Consider the following 19,705-nt stretch of genomic DNA (forward strand, 5'->3'; position numbering starts at 1 on the left):
CTCACCGCCAGATGCCATGCCGAACCCGACCCAGATTGGGGAATGCCTGCCGCTACGCAGGCGAACGAAGCCGCCTCAGGAGCAAGCCGCCGCCTCCGTCGCCAGCCGGAGCCGGCCGACTTCGTCGAGAATGCGCGCGGCGACCTCGTCCACAGCGGCGGCGACCTCGACGGTCAGGGCTGCTCCGTCCGCGAAACGGCCCCCCTCCACTGCATAGACGACGATCCGCGGCGGCGCCAGCCCGAGGGCGCTAGCCAGCCCGACTGCCTCTGCCAGGCCGAAGCCGTGGCTGGAGGCGAGCGACGGCTCCCGCGCCAGCTCGTCCGTGGCCAGATCGAGCCGGCGGATGCGCCCCGGATCGCCCAGAGGTGCCGAAGCATCCACGCAGACCAGGGCCGCGACGCCGTTCCAGTCCTCGAGCAACCCCAGCAGGTCGCCACCGCACACCCGCAGTGCGACTTCTGCCGGCAGCCGGCCGCGCAGCCGGGCGGCGACCGCCGGGCCGATGCCGTCGTCGCCGCGCTGCGGATTGCCAAGGGCGAGCACCTGCACCTGGCCGCCAGCCCCGCTCATGTGCGGTGCAGCGCCAGCTTGAGGAAGTGGGTCGAGCAGGAGATGCACGGATCGTAGTTGCGGATGCTCAGCTCGCAGCGCTGGCGGATGAAATCCTCGGGCTGGTCGAGGATAGGCGTGGCGACGGCTTCCAGATCCGCCTCGATGCTCGGCTGATTCTGCGCGGTGGGCGGGACGATGCGCGCCTCGCCGATCGAGCCGTCGGCGGCCAGGTCGTAGCGGTGCCAGAGGGTGCCCCGCGGCGCCTCGGTGCAGCCGAAGCCGGTCGCGGCCCGCAGCTCGACCGGCACGGCGGCGACGGCCGGCGGTTGGTAGGCGGCGATGATGCGCAGCGCCTCCTCACAGGCGTAGAGAATTTCCAGGGCGCGCACCACGATGCTCTGGAACGGGTTGCGGCACACCGGGTCGATTCCGACTTCGCGGGCAAGCGCCTGTATTTCCTCCGGCAGCCGATCGAAGTTCAACGCGTAGCGCGCCAGCGGCCCGACCAGATAGGCGCCGCGCCGTTTCAGCAGCGAATGCAGGGCCGTCGAGTGGGGCACTTGGCGCTCCTCGAATTCCGTCTCGTAGTCGGCGATGTCGATATCGATACCGCGACTGGAGACCAGACGCCCCTCGTTGAGGGGATATTCGTCGGGATGGCGCAGTGCGACAAACTCATAGTCCCGCTCGATCTCCGGGAAGGGAAAGCCCGCCACCCAGCGCACGGTTTCGACGGCGATCTCGCGGGCCCGCCCGAGCTCCCGGGCCAGCGGGGCCAGCTCGACACGGCTCGGCACGCTGTAGAAACCGCCGACCCTGACGTTGACCGGGTGGATCTCGCGTCCGCCGAGCAGGCGTATCACGGCGTTGCCGGCCTTCTTCAGGGCAAGCCCGTTGCGGACCGCCTCGCCATGCTCGGCCGCCATGCGTATCGCATCGGGATAGCCGAGAAAGTCCGGCGCATGCAGCATGATCACGTGCAGCGCATGGCTTTCGATCCACTCGCCGCAGTAGATCAGCCGGCGCAGCGCCCGCAGTTGTCCCTCAACCCGCACGCCGAAGGCATTCTCCAGAGCATGCACCGCGCTCATCTGATAGGCGACCGGACAGATGCCGCAGATCCGCGCCACGATATCCGGCGTTTCGGCGTAACCGCGGCCGCGCAGAAAGGCCTCGAAGAAGCGCGGCGGCTCGAAGATGCCGAGCCGCGCTGCGGTGACCCGGTCGCCTTCGATGTGCAGATCGAGGGAGCCCTCACCCTCGACGCGGGTGAGATAGTCGACTCGGATCCTTTTAGTCGCCATGGGCCTCGCCCTCCTGGCGGAACGCCGGCGCTGCGGCGTTGAAGGTGTGGAAGGCGCGCCGGATGTCCCGCGGCGCGACGCCCATGGAGCTCCACTGGCGTGCCAGCGCCGCGGTGTCCGGCGTCTCCATCGGCCCGTAGCAGCCGTAGCAGCCGCGCCGGCAGCTCGGACAGAGGGCGCCGCAGCCGGCATGGGTCACCGGGCCGAGACAGGGGATGCCCTGCACCATCACGCAGACCGTGCCGCGCCGCTTGCACTCGATGCACACGCTGTAGGTGGCGATCGCCGGCTTGCGCCCGGCGAGGAAGGCCGAGATCACCTCGAGCAGTTGCACCTTGTTGATCGGGCAGCCGCGCAGCTCGAAATCCACCGGCACATGGGCGGCGATCGGCGTCGAGGTAGCCAGCGTCTCGATGTACTGCGGCGAGGCGTAGACCACGGAGATGTACTCGTCCACATCGGCGAAGTTGCGCAGCGCCTGGATGCCGCCAGCGGTGGCGCAGGCGCCGATGGTGACGAGGAACTTCGACTGCCGGCGCACCTCGCGGATGCGTTCGGCATCGGCCGGCGTGGTGATCGAGCCCTCCACCAGCGAGAGGTCGTAGGGGCCGTCCTCTAGGGCGCTGGAGGCCTCGGCGAAGTAGGCGATCTGCACGGTATCGGCGAGCAGCAGAAGTTCATCCTCGCAGTCGAGCAAAGACAGCTGGCAGCCGTCGCAGGAGGCGAACTTCCAGACGGCGAGGCGCGGGCGTGGCTTCGTTTCCATTTCAGATCTCCGGCACGGCGAGGATGCCGCCGATGCGGTCGTAGCCCAGCACCGGCCCGTCCCTGCAGACGAAGAACGGCCCGAACTGGCAATGACCACACTGGCCGATGGCGCATTTCATGTTGCGCTCCATAGACAGGTGGATGCGCTCGGCCTCGATCCCCGCGGCGAGCAGGGCGTTGGCGGTGAAGCGCATCATCACCTCCGGCCCGCAGACCAGCGCGAGCGTCTCCACAGGGTCCAGGCCGGCATGCGGGATCAGCGCCGGCACCACGCCGACATGGCCCCGCCAGTCGGCGTCGGCATGGTCGACGGTCATCAGCACTTCGAGGTCGGGACGCCGCCGCCAGCGCTCCAGCTCGCGGCGATAGAGGATATCGGCGGGACTGCGGCTGCCGACCAGAATGACCACCCGGCCATAGCGCTCGCGCCGGGCCAGAATCTCGTAAATCGCCGGGCGCAGCGGCGCGAGGCCGAGCCCTCCGGCAACCAGCAACACATCCGCGCCCTCGGCCTCCGCCAGTGGCCAGCCGCTGCCGAAGGGGCCGCGCACGCCGATGCTCGCCCCGGGCTCCAGCCCGGCCAGCGCGCCGCTGACCGCGCCGACATTGCGCACCGTGTGCACGAAGGTCGTCCCGCGGGCCGGGTCGCCGCTCAGGCTGATGGCCACCTCGCCGACGCCGAACGCGTAGAGCATGTTGAACTGGCCGGGCAGGAAATCCGGCCGCGCACCGGCCAGCGGGGCGAGTTCCAGGGTCACGGTGCCGACCAGTTCGCGACGCCGCCGCTCGACCCGATAGGGCTGCGGCAGGAAGGGGTCAGCGAACGATGCCAGCATCGTCAGCGCCTTCCATAGACGTCGAGGATCTGCAGTCGGGTGGCCTGCAGGCGATCCACCAGGATCGGCAGGAAGCGCTTCATCATCTCGTAGCCGAGGTGGTGGTCGGCCTCGCATTTGCCACGCAGGCAGGCGGCGTCGATGCCGATCGCCCGGGTCAGCTCCGTGGCGCGGGCGGCGAGCCTCCAGCGGTACGGCGGCAGCAGCCAGGAGGCCCCGACGATCTCGCCCTCGCCGAGGGTGGCGAAGACCACCGGCGGCCGCCCCGGCTCGACCAGCTCGAGGGCCACCGCGCCATGGCGGATGAGAAAGAACTCGTCTGCCGGATCACCCTCACGGAACAGGTATTGCCCGGCAGCGAAACGGATGTTGCGCGCGCAGCCGGCGACCAGCCGGCCATGCTCGGCATCGAAGCCGGCGAAGAAGGGGTGCCGGCCGAGGATGTCCTCAATGCTCTCCATGGCCCCCCCCTTTGCCTGCCTGTGGCGTGGCCCGGATGGCTGCCGCCTCTTCCGTGATGTCGATGCCCACCGGGCACCAGGTGATGCAGCGCCCGCAGCCGACGCAGCCGGAGCTGCCGAACTGGTCGATCCAGCTGGCCAGCTTGTGGGTCATCCACTGGCGATAGCGCCCCTTGTCGCTCTGGCGCACGCTGCCGCCATGGATGTAGGAGAAGTCCAGGGTGAAGCAGGAGTCCCACAGGCGCACCCGTTCGGCGGAGCTGCCTGTCAGGTCGCTGTGATCCTCCACGGTGGTGCAGAAGCAGGTCGGACAGACCATGGTGCAGTTGGCGCAGGTCAGGCAGCGTTCGGCTACCTCGTCCCAGCGCGGATGCTCCGGATTGCCCTGCAGGAGCTCCTGCAACCCGGCGGTGTCCAGGCTGCGGCCCATTTGGCTGGCGGTGCGCGCGACGACCGCCTCGGCCGCCGCCCGGTCGGCCTCTAGCGCAGGACGCCGGGGCAGGCCGGCCAGCACCTCGCCGCCCGCCTGGCTGCCGACCTCGATCAGGAACTCGTGGCGGGTCTCGTCGAGAAGCTCGGTCAGCGCCAGGTCGAAAGCGCCCTCGACCTTCGGCCCGCAGCCCATGGACACGCAGAAGCAGGTGTCGCCAGCCACAGCGCAATTGAGCGCGACGATGAAGGCGTCGCGCCGGCGTCCTGCATAGCCCGGGTCCGGGTAGGGTCCTTCGCAGAGCACCCGGTCCTGGATGGCGATGGCATGCAGGTCACAGGCGCGCACGCCGAGAAAGGCGTACTTGGGAGTCGCCTCGACAGCGGTGCTGAAGAGGAGCCCGCCCTCCCCCTGCTGTACCCGCCACAGGGTCTCGACCGGCGGATGCAGGAAGCGTTTCCACGACTGCGGACCGGCGGCGAATCCGAACAGCGCCTGATCGTCGCGCCGTTCCAGGCGGTAATGCCCGGGCCCCTGGCGATCCGTCCAGCCGGCCGGCAGGTCGGCCAACCCAGTGATTTCGTCGTAGACGATCGCCTCGTCATGCAGCACCGGCCCGAGCACCTGGTAGCCGCGGGCGGCGAGCGCCTCGATCAGGGCCTGCAGACCGCCGAGGTCGAGGATTGCGCTGGTTCTTGTCGGGAGAGCGTCCATCCTCCTGGCTTCCTCGCAGTGTCAGGGGTAAAGCCTGTTGCCGAGGGCTAGCTCCCCTGGCCGGGCTTGAGCCCGCCACAGTCGCTATCCACCCAGCGGGCATGGGATTCCATGTGGGTGACCCCGCTCTTGCCTGCAGTGACGATGTTCACCACGGTGGTGAATTCGCGCTCGCTGGCGAAGCGGGTCTCGCCCTCGCCCTGGGAGTCCGGGCAGTGGAAGCGGAACTTCCAGAGCTGGTCGCTGCGCTCGGTCACTTCCTGGTTGCAGCCGGGGCGGTCGTCCTGGAATGGCAGCGCCTGGGATTTGGCCTGCTCCTCGCTCAGGCAGGCGCGTACGCCCCTGTCGCCCATCTCGACGCCCTGCTGGGCCAGCATGTCCTCCATCGCCTTGCGTCGTTCGGGAGGCAGCTTCTGCATCTGCGCCATGACTTCCTGCATGTTGGGGATCGGCCTGCCGCCCGCCACTACGCCTTTGGACTCGAACTCCCAGAGGCCGGGGAGGATTTCCAGAGCCTGCGCCTGCAGCGCGGATGCCGCCAGGCAGGCAGTGATAAACAAGGATAGCGGGGTTTTCATGAGGAGCTCCTGATCGAAGGGCCGGACGGCCCGCAGTCAAAGCGCATGCCGCTCGGCCTCGGCCAGGGGCATGACGGTGACACTCACCTCCGGGTCGTGGCTGCCGCCGCCGAGGATCACCCCGCGCAGCGGCGAGACATCGGCGAAATCGCGGCCCCAGGCCAGCGTGATGTGCTCCAGGGCCGGACGCATGTTGTTGGTCGGATCGAAGTCGACCCAGCCCTGGCGCGGACAGTAGACGGCGATCCAGGCGTGGGAGGCGTCGGCGCCGATCAGCCGCGGCTGCCCGGGCGGCGGCTGGGTCAGCAGGTAGCCACTGACGTAGCGCGCCGCCAGGCCGCGCGAGCGCAGGCAGGCGAGCATCAGGTGGGCGAAGTCCTGGCAGACCCCGCGGCGCTCCTCGAGCACCTGTTCGAGGGGCGTGGCCACCTGGGTGGCTGCGGCATCGAAGGTGAACTCGCGGAAGATCTTCTCCATCAGCGCCTGCACCGCCAGCAGCAGCGGCCGGCCGGCCACGAAGCAGTCGTCGGCGTAGGCGACGAAGATCTGCTCGAGGAGCACGTAGGGCGAGTCGAAGCGAAAGCGCGCCGCCTCCAGTTGCTCGGCGCCCAGCGGCCGGCCGCTGTAGGCCAGGCCCAGGCAGGCCTGCTCCCAGGCCGGCGAGTCGGTCAGGTCGAAGTCCGGGCGCGGCAGCACCTCCACCTGCAGCCGGGCGCGCACTTCCAGTTCGTGGTGGGGACGCTCGAAGGCCAGGCGGGTCAAGGGGTTGCCGAAGGCATCGAGATCGTCGACCCGCCAGGACGGCGGCGGGCCGACGCTCAGCTCGCGGCTGCGGCAGCGCTGCCAGGGGCAGTCGCGCGGCCACAGGTGCGCCAGCTGCTTGGCCAGGGACACCGGCGCCGAGTAGCGGTAGCGGGTGGCATGGACGATCCGGTAATGGGCAGAAGTCATCGCGACTGGGTCCGTTGGCTGGCATCGACATGAACGAAGAAGCGCAGGCCGAGATGGTCGGAAAGCCGTCCCGCCTCCGCGGCGACCTCGCACAGCAGGTCGGCCAGCTCGTTCGGCGCGGCGGAGCTGTCGGGATAGGCGAAAGGGTTGTACTCCAGGCGCCCCAGGTCGAAGGCGGCCAGGCGGTCGTGCATGGCCTGCAGACCCGGCCCCGGCAACATCTCGAAGCTCTCGCCGAGACGGCGCAGGGAGCTGCGCAGCACATGCAGCTGGTAGAGCACCGCGTGGGGGTTCTGCTGGTCGAGCAGGAGCAGGTCGAGCACCGGGATCAGCTGCGCCGTGGCCAGGTAGCGGGTGCGGTAGGTGATGCTGCTGTTGCCCAGCTCGAGCAGCCAGGCCAGCGCCGACTGGTCGTGCACGGCGCGGTCGCGGAGAAAGCCGGCGATGCTCTCGGCGAGGAACTGCAGACGCTCGATGCGGCAGCCAATCAGCAGGAATAGCCAGCCGTGGTCGCGGGTCATGTCGTCGAGGACGAAGCCGGAGAGGGCCGCCATGGACACCAGCTGGCTGTCGAGGAAATCCAGCAGCTCGCCCAGGTCGGCCTCCTCGTTCTCCAGGCACTGCGCCGCCCGCTGCAGCTCCAGCAGGGCCTGCCAGTTCTGCTGGGACAGCTTGCCGCGCACGCTGGCGGCCGCCATGTGCAGGCACTGCAGATTGTTGCGCAGGCTGGCCGGCCAGTCCTTGCCCAGCACGGCCCGGCGCAGCCGCGTCTCCAGGTCGCAGTCGCAGGCGCGCGGGGGCAGCAGGCCGAGCCCCTCGGCCATCGCCAGTGCGGCCTGCAAGGCCTGCGGGTCGTTGCCGTCGTCGACATAGCCGGCCAGCATGATGCGCAGCAGGCGCGCACCCTCCTCGCAGCGCTCGCTGTAGCGGCCGAACCAGTAGAGGTTCTCCACCACCCGCGACGGCAGGTAGGGGTCGCTGCGCACGATGTCGGCCACGCCCAGCGGACGCACCCACTGCCAGGGTTCGCTGGCGGCATGCCGCCCGCCGAGCACCCAGGTATCCTTGCTCGCCCCGCCGCGTTGCATCGACAGCACCTCGGCGTTGGCATGGGCGGCGACCCGGGTCAGGCCGCCGGGCATCACCCGATAGCCGTCGGCGCTGGCCACGGCGAACACCCGCATGCCGATCGGCCGCGCCTCCAGCTTGCCGCGTTCGCCCTGCCATATCGGCGCCCGCGACAGCTGCGGGCGTTCCAGGCCGACATAAGCGTAGGGACGCTGGCGCAGGCGCTCGGCCAGGGCCGCGCGCTGCCTGGCATCCAGCTCGGGGCCGAACAGCGGGTCGAAGTGGCGCGCCGGATAGGCCGAGCGGATCATCAGCTGCGGCAGCTTCTTCAGCACCTCCTGCAGCACCGGCGGCTCGCCGCACCACCAACTGGCGATGGACGGCAGCAGCAGCTCCTCGCCGAACAGCTTGCGGCTGATCGCCGGCAGGAAGCCCGGCAGCCCTGGGGACTCCAGCACGCCGCTGCCGAGGGCGTTGGCCACCAGCACCCGGCCTTCGCGGACCGCCTCGAGCAGGCCGGGCACGCCGAGGGCGGAGTCGGTGCGCAGCTCCAGCGGATCGCAGTAGTCGTCGTCGAGACGCCGCAGCAAGGCATGGACCCGCTTCAGACCGTCGAGGGTCTTCAGGTAAACGGTGGCGTCGCGCACTGTCAGGTCGCTGCCCTCGACCAGCGGATAGCCCAGCTGGCGGGCCAGGTAGAGGTGCTCGAAGTAGCTCTCGTTGAAACGCCCGGAGGTCAGCAGCACGACCAGCGGCGTCTCGCCGTCGGTCGGCGCCTCGCGCGCCAGGGTCTCGCGCAGGGTATGGAAGTAGCCGGCCACATACTGCACGCGCAGGTCGCGGTACAGATCGGGGAAGGCGCGCGAGACGAACTGGCGATTCTCCAGCGCATAGCCGGCGCCGGAGGGCGCCTGGGTGCGGTCGGCGGTGATCCACCAGCGACCGTCCGGCGCCCGCGCCAGGTCCACCGCGTAGACATGCAGCCAGGTGCCGCCCGGCGGCTCGATGCCCCGGCAGGGCCAGAGGAAGTTGCTGTGCCCGAACACCAGGTCGGTGGGCAGCAGCCCCTCGGCGAGCAGCCGCTGCGGACCATAGATGTCGGCCAGCACCGCGTTCAGCAGGGTTGCGCGCTGCGCCACGCCCTCGGCGAGCTGCTGCCACTCCTCGGCGGGAATGATGTTGGGCAGCAGATCCAGCTCCCAGGGACGGTCGGCACCGTTGGGATCGGCATAGACGTTGTAGGTCACCCCGTTTTCCTGGATCTGCCGGGTCAGCAGGGCCTGGCGCTGGCGCAGCTGCGCCGGCGTGAAGCGCCGCAGGAAATCGAACATCGGCCGCCAGTGGGGACGCACCTTGCCGCTGGCGTCGAAGAGTTCATGGTAGGTCGCGGCGTCGCGCGGATTGTCGACAAACAGATCGGACATGGGTGACTCGAAATCAGGGAAATTGCGCCTCGCGCTCCCCTCCCCGGCGAACAGGGCCCGGGGAAAAGATCCGCGTGGATCAGTCCCTCCGGGCCACTCCGCCAGGACGGAAGGACGCTCAGCGGCGGCGCAGGTCCAGGGTCATCGGCATCTCCCTGTTCTCGACCGGCGCGGCAGGCACCAGTTTGCCCGGTGTGTGGCCGATACGGAAGAAGCGCGACAGACGGCGGCTTTCCGCCTCGTAGGCGTTGACCGGCAGGGTTTCGTAGCTGAGCCCGCCCGGATGGCTGACATGGTACTGGCAACCGCCCAGGGAACGCTGCATCCAGGTGTCCACCAGGTCGAATACCAGCGGCGCATGCACGCCGATGGTCGGGTGCAGGCTGGAGGCCGGCTGCCAGGCGCGATAGCGCACGCCGCCGACGAACTCGCCAACCGTGCCGGTCGGGCACAGCGGCACCGGCACGCCGTTGCAGGTCAGCACGTAGCGGTCCTGGGGCATGCCGCTGACGCTTACCTGCAGACGCTCCAGGGAGGAATCCACGTAGCGCGCGGTGCCGCCGACAGCGCCCTCCTCGCCCATCACGTGCCAGGGCTCCAGCGCCTGACGCACCTCCAGCGCCATGCCCTGCACGGCGAAGTCGCCGAGTTTCGGGAAGCGGAACTCGAAGTGCGGGGCGAACCACTCCGGACGCAGCGGATAGCCATGCTGGTCCATCTCGTAGATCACATCGTGGAAGTCCTGGGCGATGAAGTGCGGCAGCATGAAGCGGTCGTGCAGCTCGGTGCCCCAGCGCACCAGGCGCTGCGGCTGGTACGGCTCGTCCCAAAAGCGCGCGATCAGCGAGCGCAGCAGCAGCTGCTGGGCCAGGCTCATCTGCTCGTGCGGCGGCATCTCGAAGGCGCGGAACTCGAGCAGGCCGAGGCGCCCGCTGACGCTGTCCGGCGAGTACAGCTTGTCGATACAGAACTCGGCGCGGTGGGTATTGCCGCTGACGTCCACCAGCAGGTTGCGCAGCAGGCGGTCGACCAGCCACGGCGGGCAGGCGGTGCCCGGCTCGGGCATCTGCTGGAAGGCGATCTCCAGCTCGTAGAGCGAGTCGTTGCGCGCCTCGTCCACCCTCGGCGCCTGCGAGGTCGGGCCGATGAACAGGCCGGAGAACAGGTAGGACAGCGACGGGTGGTTGTGCCAGTAGCCGATCAGGCTGCGCAGCAGGTCGGGGCGGCGCAGGAACGGCGAGTCGGCCGGGGTCGCACCGCCGAGGACGAAGTGGTTGCCGCCGCCGGTGCCGACGTGGCGGCCATCGAGCATGAACTTCTCGCTGGATAGCCGCGATTGACGGGCCGCTTCGTAGAGGAACTCGGTGCGCTCGACCAACTCGTCCCAGTTTTCCGCCGGATGGATGTTCACCTCGATCACGCCCGGGTCGGGGGTGACGCGGAAATGCCGCATGCGTAGGTCGGCCGGCGGCTCGTAGCCCTCCAGCAGCACCGGGCAGTTCAGCTCGCGGGCAGTCGCCTCGATGGCCGCGACCAGCTCCAGGTAGTCCTCCAGGCGCTCCAGCGGCGGCATGAAGAGGTACAAGCGGCCGTCACGTGGCTCGGCGCAAAGCGCGGTGCGCACGATGTCGACTCCCGACTCGAAGGGCGCCGGAGCCGCCGCGTGGCGCGTACTCTCGCCCGGACCGCCCTCGCCTCGCCCGGTGCCGCCAGGGCCCGCGCCCGTGCCCGCCACGGCCGGCCGGCCGGCCGGCGTGCTGCGCAGCTGCTGGAAGATCCGCTGCCGGCTTGGCAGCGGCGGGAGGGGCTGGTTGGGGTCCTGCGCATGCAGGTGGGGCTGGTCCACGTCCCGCGCCCAGGGCAACGAGTCCAGCGGCAGGCGGTAGCCCAGCGGCGAGTCGCCGGGGATCAGCCGGCAGTATTCGTCACGCAGGAACCAGGAGCCGGTAAGCCAGCAACTGCCGTCGAGGCTGCGCATCAGCGGCAGGATGTGCCCGACCGCATGGCCCAGACCGTGCTCGAAGACCCGGCGCAGGCGCTCGCGCTCCAGCGGGTCGGCCAGCCGCGCGTCCTCCGGGGTGACATTCTCCGGCAGGCGGCGTTCACGCCAGAGGTAGTACAGCCAGTCCTCATAGGCCGGGAAGAAATGCTCACCGGACACTCCGAGATAACCGCAGAGGGTGTCGAGGAAGCGCGCACCCAGCTGCGCGTCGGCCCCGTAGTTGCGGGTTTCGTCGGCATACAGCGCCGGGTCCTGCCAGACCGGCTCGCCATCCTTGCGCCAGAAGCAGTTGAGCGACCAGCGCGGCAGCTGCTCGCCCGGGTACCACTTACCCTGGCCGAAGTGCGCCAGGCCCTGTGGCGCATAGTGCTGGCGCAGGCGGTGGAACAGGTCGGCGGCCAGGCGGCGCTTGTTCGGCCCCATGGCCTCGGTGTTCCACTCGGGCTCGTCCGGGTAGTCGAGGGCGACGAAGGTCGGCTCGCCGCCCATGGTCAGGCGCACGTCCCCGCGCGCCAGATCGACGTCGACCTTGCGCCCTAGGTCAAGGATCGCCCGCCACTGCTCCTCACTGTAGGGCTTGCTCACCCGCGGCGCTTCCCAGATGCGCTCGATGCGCATGTCATGGGAGAACTCGCACTCGCAGTCGTCGACCAGACCGCTGATCGGCGCCGCCGAAGACGGCTCCGGGCTGCACGCCACCGGGATGTGGCCCTCGCCGGCGAACAGGCCGCTGGTCGGATCGAGGCCGACCCAGCCGGCGCCCGGCAGATACACCTCGCACCAGGCATGCAGGTCGGTGAAGTCCACTTCGGTGCCGCTGGGGCCGTCGAGCGACTTCACGTCGGGCTTGAGCTGGATCAGGTAGCCGGAAACGAAGCGTGCCGCCAGGCCCAGATGACGCAGCAGTTGCACCAGCAGCCAGGCCGAGTCGCGGCAGGAGCCGGCGGCCTTCTCCAGGGTCTCCTCGGGCGTCTGCACGCCCGCCTCCATGCGGATCAGGTAGCGCACGTCGCGCGCCAGGCGCTGGTTCAGCGCGACCAGGAAGTCCACGCTGCGGGTCGGCTTCAGGTCGATGCCGGCCAAGTAGCGGGAGAACAGCGGCGTCGCCGGCAGCTTCACCCGGTAGGGCGCCAGCTCGCGCTGCTCGCCCTCGGTGTAGTCGAAGGGAATGGTCTCGGCGTAGGACTCGAGGAAGAAGTCGAAGGGGTTGAACACCGCCATCTCGGCGACCAGATCGACCTCGATCTTCATCTCGCGGGTCTTTTCCAGAAACACCAGACGCGCCAGGTAGTTGCCCTGCGGGTCCTGCTGCCAGTTGATGAAATGCTCGCCCGGCGCCACCTTCAGCGCATACGAGAGAATGCGGGTGCGGCTATGGGGTGCCGGACGCAGACGCACGATCTGTGGCCCCACGTTAACTAGACGGTCGTAGCGATAATGGGTGACATGATGCAAAGCGACATGGGTCGACAAGGCGGGCCTCCTGCGTGGCCAGAGCGATGACAAATACTAAAGATGGTAGCAACACTTGTACCTACATCTTTATGTCACTGCGAGGGGACTTTGCGCCCGCTTTAGGTCTACGAGCGACAAATCGGGGCCTCGCGCGAGCTAAAAAGTGCATGGCCATACACCATACCCGTTCACCGTGGAAACCGGCCGGATTCTATCAAGCACCTCGAACCCCGCACTGACGTTCCAACAAAGGTATTCGCCCCCTCGTGCCGCCCGCCGGAATCCCCCCGCTATAATCGCGGCCCCAGCCGAGCCACTCACGAACCATGCCAGACGTCCTTCCTCTCAGCGGCCCGCAGCTGCTCGAACGCTTCCGTGTCCTCGACGACTTTCTGCTCGATCACCAAGGTTTCTGGCGGCCGCGGCCGTTCAACCTTCTGCAGCTGCCCTGGGAAGAACAACACCCCAAGCTGGCCGACTGGCTGCGTCGACGCTCCCTGACGGACGCCGAAGCCGCCCACAACCATCCCGAACACCTCGCTGCCCCCGAGCCCTTCGCCACGCTGGCCGCTGCCTCGCTCGCCCTGAGCGAAACCGGCGAACTGCCCGCTCTGGTGCCGGACGGAGCGCCGGAGCGCTTCGCGGTGGACGTGCCGGGACGCAAGTGGCAGCAGATCCGCCACTTCGCCAGCCGCCTGCAGTTCGGCACCCGGCCCCGCCACTGGCTCGACTGGTGCTCCGGCAAGGGCCACCTCGGTCACGCCCTGGCCCACGACGGCACGCCGCTGACCTGCCTGGAACACGACGCCGAGCTGGTCGCGGCCGGCCAGGCGCTCAGCGACCGCCTCGAGCTTGCGGCCCGCCACCGACGGCAGGACGTGCTCGCCGCCGACGCCGCCGACCAGCTCGACGCCGCCCACACCCCGGTGGCGCTGCACGCTTGCGGCGAACTCCACATACGCTTGCTGCAACTGGCAAGCCACGCCGGCTGCCGGCAATTGGCAGTGGCGCCCTGTTGCTACAACCGCATCGACAGCACGGACTACCGGCCGCTATCCGCCGCCGCCCGCGCCTCGCAGATGCAGCTCTCCCGCGAGGACCTGCGCCTGCCACTCAGGGAAACCGTCACCGCCAGCGCCCGGGTGCGCCGCCAGCGCGACCAGTCGATGGCCCGCCGCCTGGCCTTCGACCTGCTGCAACGGGAACTGCGCGGCGTCGACGCCTATCTGCCGACCCCCTCGCTGCCCGTCGCCTGGCTGCAGAAAGCCTTCGCCGACTACTGCCGCGACCTTGCCGCCCTCAAGGATCTCCCCGTCCCCACGCCGCGCGACTGGCAGGCACTGGAAGCCCGGGGCTGGCAACGCCTGGCCCAAGTGCGCAACCTCGAACTGCTGCGCGCCCTGTTCCGCCGCCCGCTGGAACTGTGGTTGCTGCTCGACCGCGCCCTGTATCTGGAGGAACAGGGCTACCAGGTCCGCCTGGGCCGCTTCTGCGCCCCCCATCTGACCCCGCGCAACCACCTGCTGCTGGCCGAACGTGTTACCCACACCACCTGTGGATAACTGTGTTGATGATTTCCGGACAACTCCTTCCGAAGACCGCAATTGGCACTATACAAAACATCGTCCGTTTTTTGAGCAAAAGCAAAAATATAATGAAAACAATAAGTTGAAATCGCGACCAATGGTCGCATGAGAATGCCCGCCAAGCCGCTTGCAATCCCCGCCAATGTGAATAAACGCAACGGCAAGATCCCGTCACCATACCTTGCCGGCAACCAATCGTTTACTCGGCAAGCCAAACGGCTATAATGGCTGCCCTTCCTCGCCGGTATAGCTCAGCAGGTAGAGCAACTGACTTGTAATCAGTAGGTCCCGGGTTCGATTCCTGGTGCCGGCACCATATAAATCAATGACTTAGGCTCGCAGCGATGCGGGCCTTTGTTGTTTCTGAGGGTTTTGCTCCCCGTTTTGCTCCCCGTTTTGCTCCCCGTTTTGCTCCCCGTTAAGGTAGGCGCTGGGAGCTTGCTGCTCCCCGTTGAACGCCTCCCAGCTCTCCGCTGGTTGCCCTCTGCGATGTCTCGGTGACAGTATTTTCGACCGATTATCCGCCAGCATCAGTGCCGCCTCGACATAACAGCCGCCAGGGTGACGCACTGCTGGTGCTGGTGATCATCGCCAGTCCCCCCACCTCGTGGCTGCTGATCGTCATCAGCCTGCCTCGTCGTGGTGGTCGGCAGGGGGAGCGATCAGTTCCGCCCTCCAGGTGATCACCCACGACGCGCAAGCGGCTGGGCGCGACCTGGCCGACTTCGTGCGGCTGGTCCTCAATCCTTCGGGACTGGCGTCAAGCCGTATATCATCCGCTTTGCCAACGACCTGCGCGATGAGCTTGCCGCAGGATCGACCAACTGACCGAGGCAGGAACCGATGAGCGCGCAGCGATTCAAGGCGATGGCGCGGAAGCATTGGACGCAGTGGCTCCCGAACCGGGTGAAGGAGTTGAAGGAAGCCGGGGAGCTGGAGTCGACGCTCCAGACGGCGGGGATCAACGCGCAGCGGAGGCTGCTGGAGCTGATGCAGCAGGGGTATCGGGCGCACGAAGTGGAGGAAGTCGCCTTGGCCGAGTTCGTGCTCCTAAGACCGGAGCCGGAAGCGGACGAGTAAGCAAGAAGTGACAAGAGGCCGCCGTCGGTCCCGAGATGCGGCCCGAGGTCGCCGGCGAGCCGACCAGCGCGCCGAACATCCCCGCTCAGGACTTCCAGATCACCGAGGAAATCCGCTTTTGCTGGAGCACATCAAGACCGAATCCGAAATCACCAGGCTGGAGTTGCAAGAGCGCGCTTTCCGGCGCCGCATGTACTCCACGCAGGACGCGGTGGCCTGGGCGGAGCGCACCGCCGCGCAGTACCCGGCGATGATCGAGCAGGCGCGCGAGCAGGATGGCGTGCTCGCCGAGGCACTGCGCCGGGTGGAGAAGGAGCACGAGGCACGCAGCGTCACCGTTGAGGGCGCCGCCTACGGCACGTCGAAAGAGGCGATGGCTGCGGCGCTGGCGGCGGTCGAGCGACAACAGGGCGGCAAGCCGAACGCGCGCTACTCGGTGCAGATCGGCGGCGAGCACGTGACCAGCAAGGAGGACATAGAGGCGGCCAAGACTTCCGTTGCGAGCGGCAGCGCCGCCGGCATGACCACCGAGCAGCTGCGCGCGGCAATCACCTGTGGCGATGTCGGGACGATGGTCGGTCGCCTGATCGACGCCGGTCGCGTGGTGATCCATGCCGATGCAAGCGGATTGCCGAGTAGCCTGGGTGCCCTTCCTGCCGGGGTGCAGGCGGCGACCACCACGGATGGCACCATTCACATGGTCGCCAGCAACCTGTCGTCGGGCGCCGCGCCTGCCGTGCTGCTCCATGAGGCCTTCCACAGCGGCGGGCAACGGCTGATCGGCTCCGACGCATGGAGCGACCTGATGCGCCGGCTTTCCGCCCTGTACCGGCAGGCAGAGCGTTCCACCGGCAAAGCGCACGAGGTGTTCGACGCAGCCCGCTCGCGTGCTGCTGGCGCCGCTCCGCGCTTGCAGGTTGAAGAGTTCGGGGCCTATGCAGTCGAGGAGTACGCGGCACTGCCGGCAGCCTTCAGCCGCTGGATGGATGACATACTGGGCGCCCTCAAGGCTTGGATGCTTCGCCGCTTCGGCCGCCAGTTCGGCCGGGTGACGCCGGCCCAACTGCGCGCCCTGGCGAAGGATGCGTTGACCTCCGTGGCGTTGCAGGGGGATGGCCGTTCCGATGGACGGGAGGGCGGCTTGTACTCCCGGCGCGGCTGGGGTCAAGACTTCCCTGACGTGGTGCTGGCGCACCCGCTGAGCTTTCTGAACAACCACCCCGACTATTCCGCCGCGAAGGCCGGCGATGATATTGCGGCGCTGCGCGTGGCGCGCGATGCCGTGATGCCGGAGTTCGTGGAACAGGTGCGGGCGCTGATCCCCGAGGGCATCCGGCCGCGCATCGTGCCGGTTCTGGCTCGCGAGCAGGTGGGGGATAACCGGATTCCTCTGGCTGCGGCGAAGGTGCTCGCCAAGCAGCTTGGGTTGCGCGTTGATACACGACCTATTCAGGTCGAAAAGGTTGGCCGCACCCAAGCGAACGCCTTGGAGCGCATCGCCAACCAGCCGACCTTCGCCGGCCAGGTCGAGCCAGGTGACTACCTGATCCTCGATGACACCCTGACTCAGGGCGGCACCTTGGCGCAGTTGAAAACCCACATCGAGGGCAACGGCGGTCGGGTGCTTGGGGCCGTCGCCTTGACCGGCAAGAACTACTCTCGCAAACTGACTCTCGACTCCAGCACTTTGGCGGAAATCCGTGGCAAATACGGCGATATCGAACCCTGGTGGCGCGACACCTTCGGCTACGGTTTCGAAGGCCTCACCCAATCCGAAGCGCGAACCCTCCTCACGTTCGACAAGGGACGCCTATCGCCTGACGCAATCCGAGATCGACTCGTTGCGGCGAAGTTTCGAGGCCTCGGCTCGGTGGATGGATGAGCAACTGGAGATCGACCCGGAGCTGAAGCAGCTGTAGACCCGGATGATGACGTTCGCTACTCGCTGTCGGCAATAAAGAGCGTAGAGGCGAACATCCGGCGTGGACGCGACGCGCTTGCCCGTGCAGTGGCCGACAAGACCAGCGTACACCGGGCCATGTTCCGCAATGGCTTGGGGTGGATCGATTTCGTCTGGAGAAGTACCGGCCGGGTCAAGCCTTCGGGCAAGAGTGTCGGCGCGATGGGGTTGTCGCACATCGTTGAGGCACGCCAGCGTAAAGATGGCCTGTCTATGGATGAAGCTGCTCGGCTACTGGATGAGATTGTCGAGACGATTGCCCGAGGGCAGGAGACTAAGCGCGTAGAGTTCGGCGGTCTCGTGAAGGTCACGCTTCAGCGAGAAGCTACTGAGGCGGTGCTTACCAAGCGATCAAGTAGCATGCCTGGCTGCTGACAGGATGGAAGATGAGGCCAGATGCGGGCACGGTCGGTAACGGTACGCATACCCCTACGCATGAATCCCCTACGCCTGCCCAGGGAAACATGGGCGCTGACCTCGCGACCCCCGGCACGCAACGGGACACTTCAAGGAGTGGCAGCCCGCACGGCACAGGAAGTATTAATAAGGATGACGCGGGAAATGCCAATGTCAATACCGACACCCGCTACAGCGTCCGGCCGCCGAAGGCCTTTTCTGCACTGCCGGACGACACCGCCCTGGCCGACGCCACCCCTTCCCGCAAGCATTTCGCCCTGTTGCGCCGGCTTTGGTACCTGCCAGACCGCCTGCCCCGATATGGCTGAAAGGCCTCCATATCGCCATGGCGCTTCGCTCTATGCCTTTCCTATGCCAGCGTACTGGGGTAGTTCATGGCGGCTCGCTATGGGGCTACAATGGCCTCCCTGCTCGGTCGCCTACTACCAAGCCGAGTCCTGCCCGCTGAATCGACGGGAAAGCGACGGGAAAGCCCCTTGCGCGTGAAGCCAGGGCGTGCTGCGCGGCCACTTCACCCCCGAGGAGCACGAAAGCCCCTTGCGCGTGAAGCCAGGGCAACTGCCGGTAGCTCGCCGCCCTGTGCTTCTCTCGCCTCGATCAGCTCGCCCTCCAGCGCCGGACTGGGCGCGTCAGCGACCCCGCCCGGAATAATCTCTGAAGTAATCTCGTAAGTAGTCTCTTGTATTGCTTGCTCGTTTTCGCCGCCCCGTCGCTCCTTTTCGCCGGACCGTTGCGCGTTTTCGCCTGATGGATTGCTCGAAAACGACGGATCGGAAGAATAGCGGTCTAGCCAGCGATTCACCACGTCAGGGTGGAACAGGTAGTGCGTGGTCGCGTCGAAGGCGTAGCGCGGATTCGGGTTCTTGTGCTCGGTGATCGCACCAAGGCCAACAAGAGGAGATTGAAGGCGGCAGCGCCCATGGGGATGCCGCGCTCTTTCAGCAGGACGCTAAGCGCCTTGGTCGGCATGAAACTCCCTGCCGTCGAGTCGGGCGCCGCGTCCACCGCGTAGGCGGGCAGGAAGCCGGTATACAGCCCATGGCGATCAACCGATCTTGGCCAGCATATAAATCTGGCTGGACGGCGCCGGCCTGAGCAGGCGGGTATAGCACTCCATGACGGCTAGCTCGCCGACCAGCTTCGAGTCGACACCGGATGTAGCCGGCTACGCGCCAGGCATGACATAGGCACCCGTCTTGCGGATCGACGGCAGCACCTCGGCAACCACCCATTCCTCGAAGCGCTCAGCGGACGGCAGGTGCGACCTCATCACCAGGCGGTACAGGTCACGCTCGGGGATAATGGTCTGATTCGGGTTTCCGCGTTTTCCATCGCGAATGACGATGGTATTCGTAGCCTTGCAATGCTTGGCTATGGCGTCAGCGGTATTGGCATACCCCAACACCGCAGCTACGTCCTTCGCCACAAATCACGGCTCGCCGCCGATGGTCACGACGCGAAGTTGCAGGCCGCTCGCTATCGTCGACGGCCAGGCTGGGGCTGGGAATCGCCGGGTAAGGTGCTGCCACAGTCGTGACTTGCCGAGCCTCGCGCGCGTACTGGTTGCGAAACTTGGGCAGGTGATCTGCAAGCAGCTTGCATGCGTAATTGCATGGATTTGACCACCTATTGCACCTGACTTGGCCATCTCTGTGAGCCGCATAACGGGCAGAGATCGGCCAAAAGCGGACAGCACACCAGACCGAATGGATCGCAGTATGAGGGTGTGATGTTTCTAGTGAAGCCGGGCTTATGCAGGCTTCAGTCAGCGCAGCTTCATCAAAGTCATGTATTTGTGTTGTTAAGTTAAATACAAAGGCAGTACATTTGCGTGACATCATTGACGAGGCTCTGCCATGTCACGCCTGAAGGACGAAACCCTTTCTATCCGGACCTCCGCTGAAATCAAGCAGCTTTTGCGCTTGGCGGCTGATCGTGAACGCCGCTCGGTCGCGTCGATGGTCGAGATTTTGGTGCTGGAGTACGCGCGCAATCATGACTTGAGTCTGGACCGCCCGGGCGGGGAGCCCCCTAAGGCGAATGCTTGACGTGGCTGTGATACGCCACAGGTAGCCGCCTATCCGCTACACCCACGCTTCCATGACGGCAGGACAGA

At 67.2% G+C, this 19,705-nt stretch carries 17 protein-coding genes and 1 tRNA gene; 7 read left to right on the forward strand and 11 right to left on the reverse strand.

Annotated features, from left to right (window positions below; translation table 11 throughout):
* Positions 1-75: 75 nt before the first annotated feature.
* The 10 genes from ACYVD0_RS06300 to ACYVD0_RS06345 form a co-directional block, all read right to left on the reverse strand.
* Entirely contained in the window at positions 76-573 is a 498-nt protein-coding gene (locus ACYVD0_RS06300) for a hydrogenase maturation protease (RefSeq protein WP_460426023.1), read from the reverse strand.
* Positions 570-1,859, reverse strand: coding sequence for a Ni/Fe hydrogenase subunit alpha (locus ACYVD0_RS06305; RefSeq protein WP_460426024.1), 1,290 nt, complete (start codon positions 1,857-1,859; stop codon positions 570-572). Before ACYVD0_RS06305 ends, ACYVD0_RS06300 begins: the two co-directional genes overlap by 4 nt.
* Positions 1,849-2,625 carry an NADH-quinone oxidoreductase subunit B family protein gene (locus ACYVD0_RS06310; protein WP_460426025.1) on the reverse strand — a complete coding sequence of 259 codons (777 nt, stop codon included), beginning with the start codon at positions 2,623-2,625 and terminating at the stop codon, positions 1,849-1,851. The genes ACYVD0_RS06305 and ACYVD0_RS06310 overlap by 11 nt, the downstream gene beginning before the upstream one ends.
* 1 nt (position 2,626) lies before the next feature.
* Positions 2,627-3,463 carry an FAD/NAD(P)-binding protein gene (locus ACYVD0_RS06315; RefSeq protein ID WP_460426026.1) on the reverse strand — a complete coding sequence of 279 codons (837 nt, stop codon included), beginning with the start codon at positions 3,461-3,463 and terminating at the stop codon, positions 2,627-2,629.
* Between the two features lie 2 nt (positions 3,464-3,465).
* A complete protein-coding gene (locus ACYVD0_RS06320) occupies positions 3,466-3,924 on the reverse strand; it encodes a cyclic nucleotide-binding domain-containing protein (RefSeq protein ID WP_460426027.1) in 459 nt (152 codons plus the stop codon).
* A complete protein-coding gene (locus tag ACYVD0_RS06325; protein WP_460426028.1) occupies positions 3,911-5,068 on the reverse strand; it encodes a 4Fe-4S dicluster domain-containing protein in 1,158 nt (385 codons plus the stop codon). The genes ACYVD0_RS06320 and ACYVD0_RS06325 overlap by 14 nt, the downstream gene beginning before the upstream one ends.
* A gap of 47 nt (positions 5,069-5,115) precedes the next feature.
* Complete coding sequence (locus ACYVD0_RS06330) at positions 5,116-5,646, reverse strand: DUF3617 domain-containing protein (protein ID WP_460426029.1); 531 nt, start codon at positions 5,644-5,646, stop codon at positions 5,116-5,118.
* Positions 5,647-5,682: 36 nt separating this feature from the next.
* On the reverse strand, positions 5,683-6,597 hold the full coding sequence (locus tag ACYVD0_RS06335; protein WP_460426030.1) for a transglutaminase family protein: 915 nt from the start codon (positions 6,595-6,597) through the stop codon (positions 5,683-5,685).
* Positions 6,594-9,089, reverse strand: a complete 2,496-nt coding sequence (locus ACYVD0_RS06340; RefSeq protein WP_460426031.1) for a circularly permuted type 2 ATP-grasp protein — start codon at positions 9,087-9,089, stop codon at positions 6,594-6,596. Before ACYVD0_RS06340 ends, ACYVD0_RS06335 begins: the two co-directional genes overlap by 4 nt.
* 118 nt (positions 9,090-9,207) lie before the next feature.
* On the reverse strand, positions 9,208-12,564 hold the full coding sequence (locus ACYVD0_RS06345; RefSeq protein WP_460426032.1) for a transglutaminase family protein: 3,357 nt from the start codon (positions 12,562-12,564) through the stop codon (positions 9,208-9,210).
* Between the two features lie 308 nt (positions 12,565-12,872).
* Between ACYVD0_RS06345 and ACYVD0_RS06350 the strand changes: the two genes are divergently transcribed.
* The 6 genes from ACYVD0_RS06350 to ACYVD0_RS06375 all read left to right on the forward strand — a co-directional run bounded on the left by ACYVD0_RS06350 (position 12,873) and on the right by ACYVD0_RS06375 (position 17,897).
* On the forward strand, positions 12,873-14,108 hold the full coding sequence (locus ACYVD0_RS06350; RefSeq protein ID WP_460426033.1) for a methyltransferase: 1,236 nt from the start codon (positions 12,873-12,875) through the stop codon (positions 14,106-14,108).
* A 264-nt stretch (positions 14,109-14,372) separates the two neighbouring features.
* A tRNA-Thr gene (locus ACYVD0_RS06355) sits at positions 14,373-14,448 on the forward strand.
* Positions 14,449-14,975: 527 nt separating this feature from the next.
* Positions 14,976-15,212, forward strand: a complete 237-nt coding sequence (locus tag ACYVD0_RS06360) for a hypothetical protein (RefSeq protein ID WP_460426034.1) — start codon at positions 14,976-14,978, stop codon at positions 15,210-15,212.
* A gap of 118 nt (positions 15,213-15,330) precedes the next feature.
* Complete coding sequence (locus ACYVD0_RS06365; protein ID WP_460426035.1) at positions 15,331-17,094, forward strand: phosphoribosyltransferase; 1,764 nt, start codon at positions 15,331-15,333, stop codon at positions 17,092-17,094.
* A 126-nt stretch (positions 17,095-17,220) separates the two neighbouring features.
* Positions 17,221-17,547: a putative barnase/colicin E5 family endoribonuclease gene (locus ACYVD0_RS06370; RefSeq protein WP_460426036.1), complete on the forward strand. Its 327-nt coding sequence runs from the start codon at positions 17,221-17,223 to the stop codon at positions 17,545-17,547.
* A gap of 89 nt (positions 17,548-17,636) precedes the next feature.
* Entirely contained in the window at positions 17,637-17,897 is a 261-nt protein-coding gene (locus ACYVD0_RS06375; protein WP_460426037.1) for a hypothetical protein, read from the forward strand.
* Between the two features lie 857 nt (positions 17,898-18,754).
* On the opposite strand, the gene ACYVD0_RS06380 is transcribed toward ACYVD0_RS06375, so the two are convergent.
* Positions 18,755-19,015, reverse strand: a complete 261-nt coding sequence (locus tag ACYVD0_RS06380) for a BRO-N domain-containing protein (protein WP_460426038.1) — start codon at positions 19,013-19,015, stop codon at positions 18,755-18,757.
* A gap of 430 nt (positions 19,016-19,445) precedes the next feature.
* On the opposite strand from ACYVD0_RS06380, the gene ACYVD0_RS06385 reads away from it, so the two are divergent.
* Positions 19,446-19,637: a hypothetical protein gene (locus tag ACYVD0_RS06385; protein WP_061291112.1), complete on the forward strand. Its 192-nt coding sequence runs from the start codon at positions 19,446-19,448 to the stop codon at positions 19,635-19,637.
* The last annotated feature ends 68 nt before the right edge of the window (positions 19,638-19,705 follow it).

Source organism: Azotobacter armeniacus (assembly GCF_054779355.1).

Bases quoted from the DNA above. Each gene is read 5' to 3' on its own strand.
- ACYVD0_RS06300 (WP_460426023.1), bottom strand. From the start codon at position 573: ATGAGCGGGGCTGGCGGCCAGGTGCAGGTGCTCGCCCTTGGCAATCCG.
- ACYVD0_RS06305 (WP_460426024.1), bottom strand. From the start codon at position 1,859: ATGGCGACTAAAAGGATCCGAGTCGACTATCTCACCCGCGTCGAGGGT.
- ACYVD0_RS06310 (WP_460426025.1), bottom strand. From the start codon at position 2,625: ATGGAAACGAAGCCACGCCCGCGCCTCGCCGTCTGGAAGTTCGCCTCC.
- ACYVD0_RS06315 (WP_460426026.1), bottom strand. From the start codon at position 3,463: ATGCTGGCATCGTTCGCTGACCCCTTCCTGCCGCAGCCCTATCGGGTC.
- ACYVD0_RS06320 (WP_460426027.1), bottom strand. From the start codon at position 3,924: ATGGAGAGCATTGAGGACATCCTCGGCCGGCACCCCTTCTTCGCCGGC.
- ACYVD0_RS06325 (WP_460426028.1), bottom strand. From the start codon at position 5,068: ATGGACGCTCTCCCGACAAGAACCAGCGCAATCCTCGACCTCGGCGGT.
- ACYVD0_RS06330 (WP_460426029.1), bottom strand. From the start codon at position 5,646: ATGAAAACCCCGCTATCCTTGTTTATCACTGCCTGCCTGGCGGCATCC.
- ACYVD0_RS06335 (WP_460426030.1), bottom strand. From the start codon at position 6,597: ATGACTTCTGCCCATTACCGGATCGTCCATGCCACCCGCTACCGCTAC.
- ACYVD0_RS06340 (WP_460426031.1), bottom strand. From the start codon at position 9,089: ATGTCCGATCTGTTTGTCGACAATCCGCGCGACGCCGCGACCTACCAT.
- ACYVD0_RS06350 (WP_460426033.1), top strand. From the start codon at position 12,873: ATGCCAGACGTCCTTCCTCTCAGCGGCCCGCAGCTGCTCGAACGCTTC.
- ACYVD0_RS06360 (WP_460426034.1), top strand. From the start codon at position 14,976: ATGAGCGCGCAGCGATTCAAGGCGATGGCGCGGAAGCATTGGACGCAG.
- ACYVD0_RS06375 (WP_460426037.1), top strand. From the start codon at position 17,637: ATGGGCGCTGACCTCGCGACCCCCGGCACGCAACGGGACACTTCAAGG.
- ACYVD0_RS06385 (WP_061291112.1), top strand. From the start codon at position 19,446: ATGTCACGCCTGAAGGACGAAACCCTTTCTATCCGGACCTCCGCTGAA.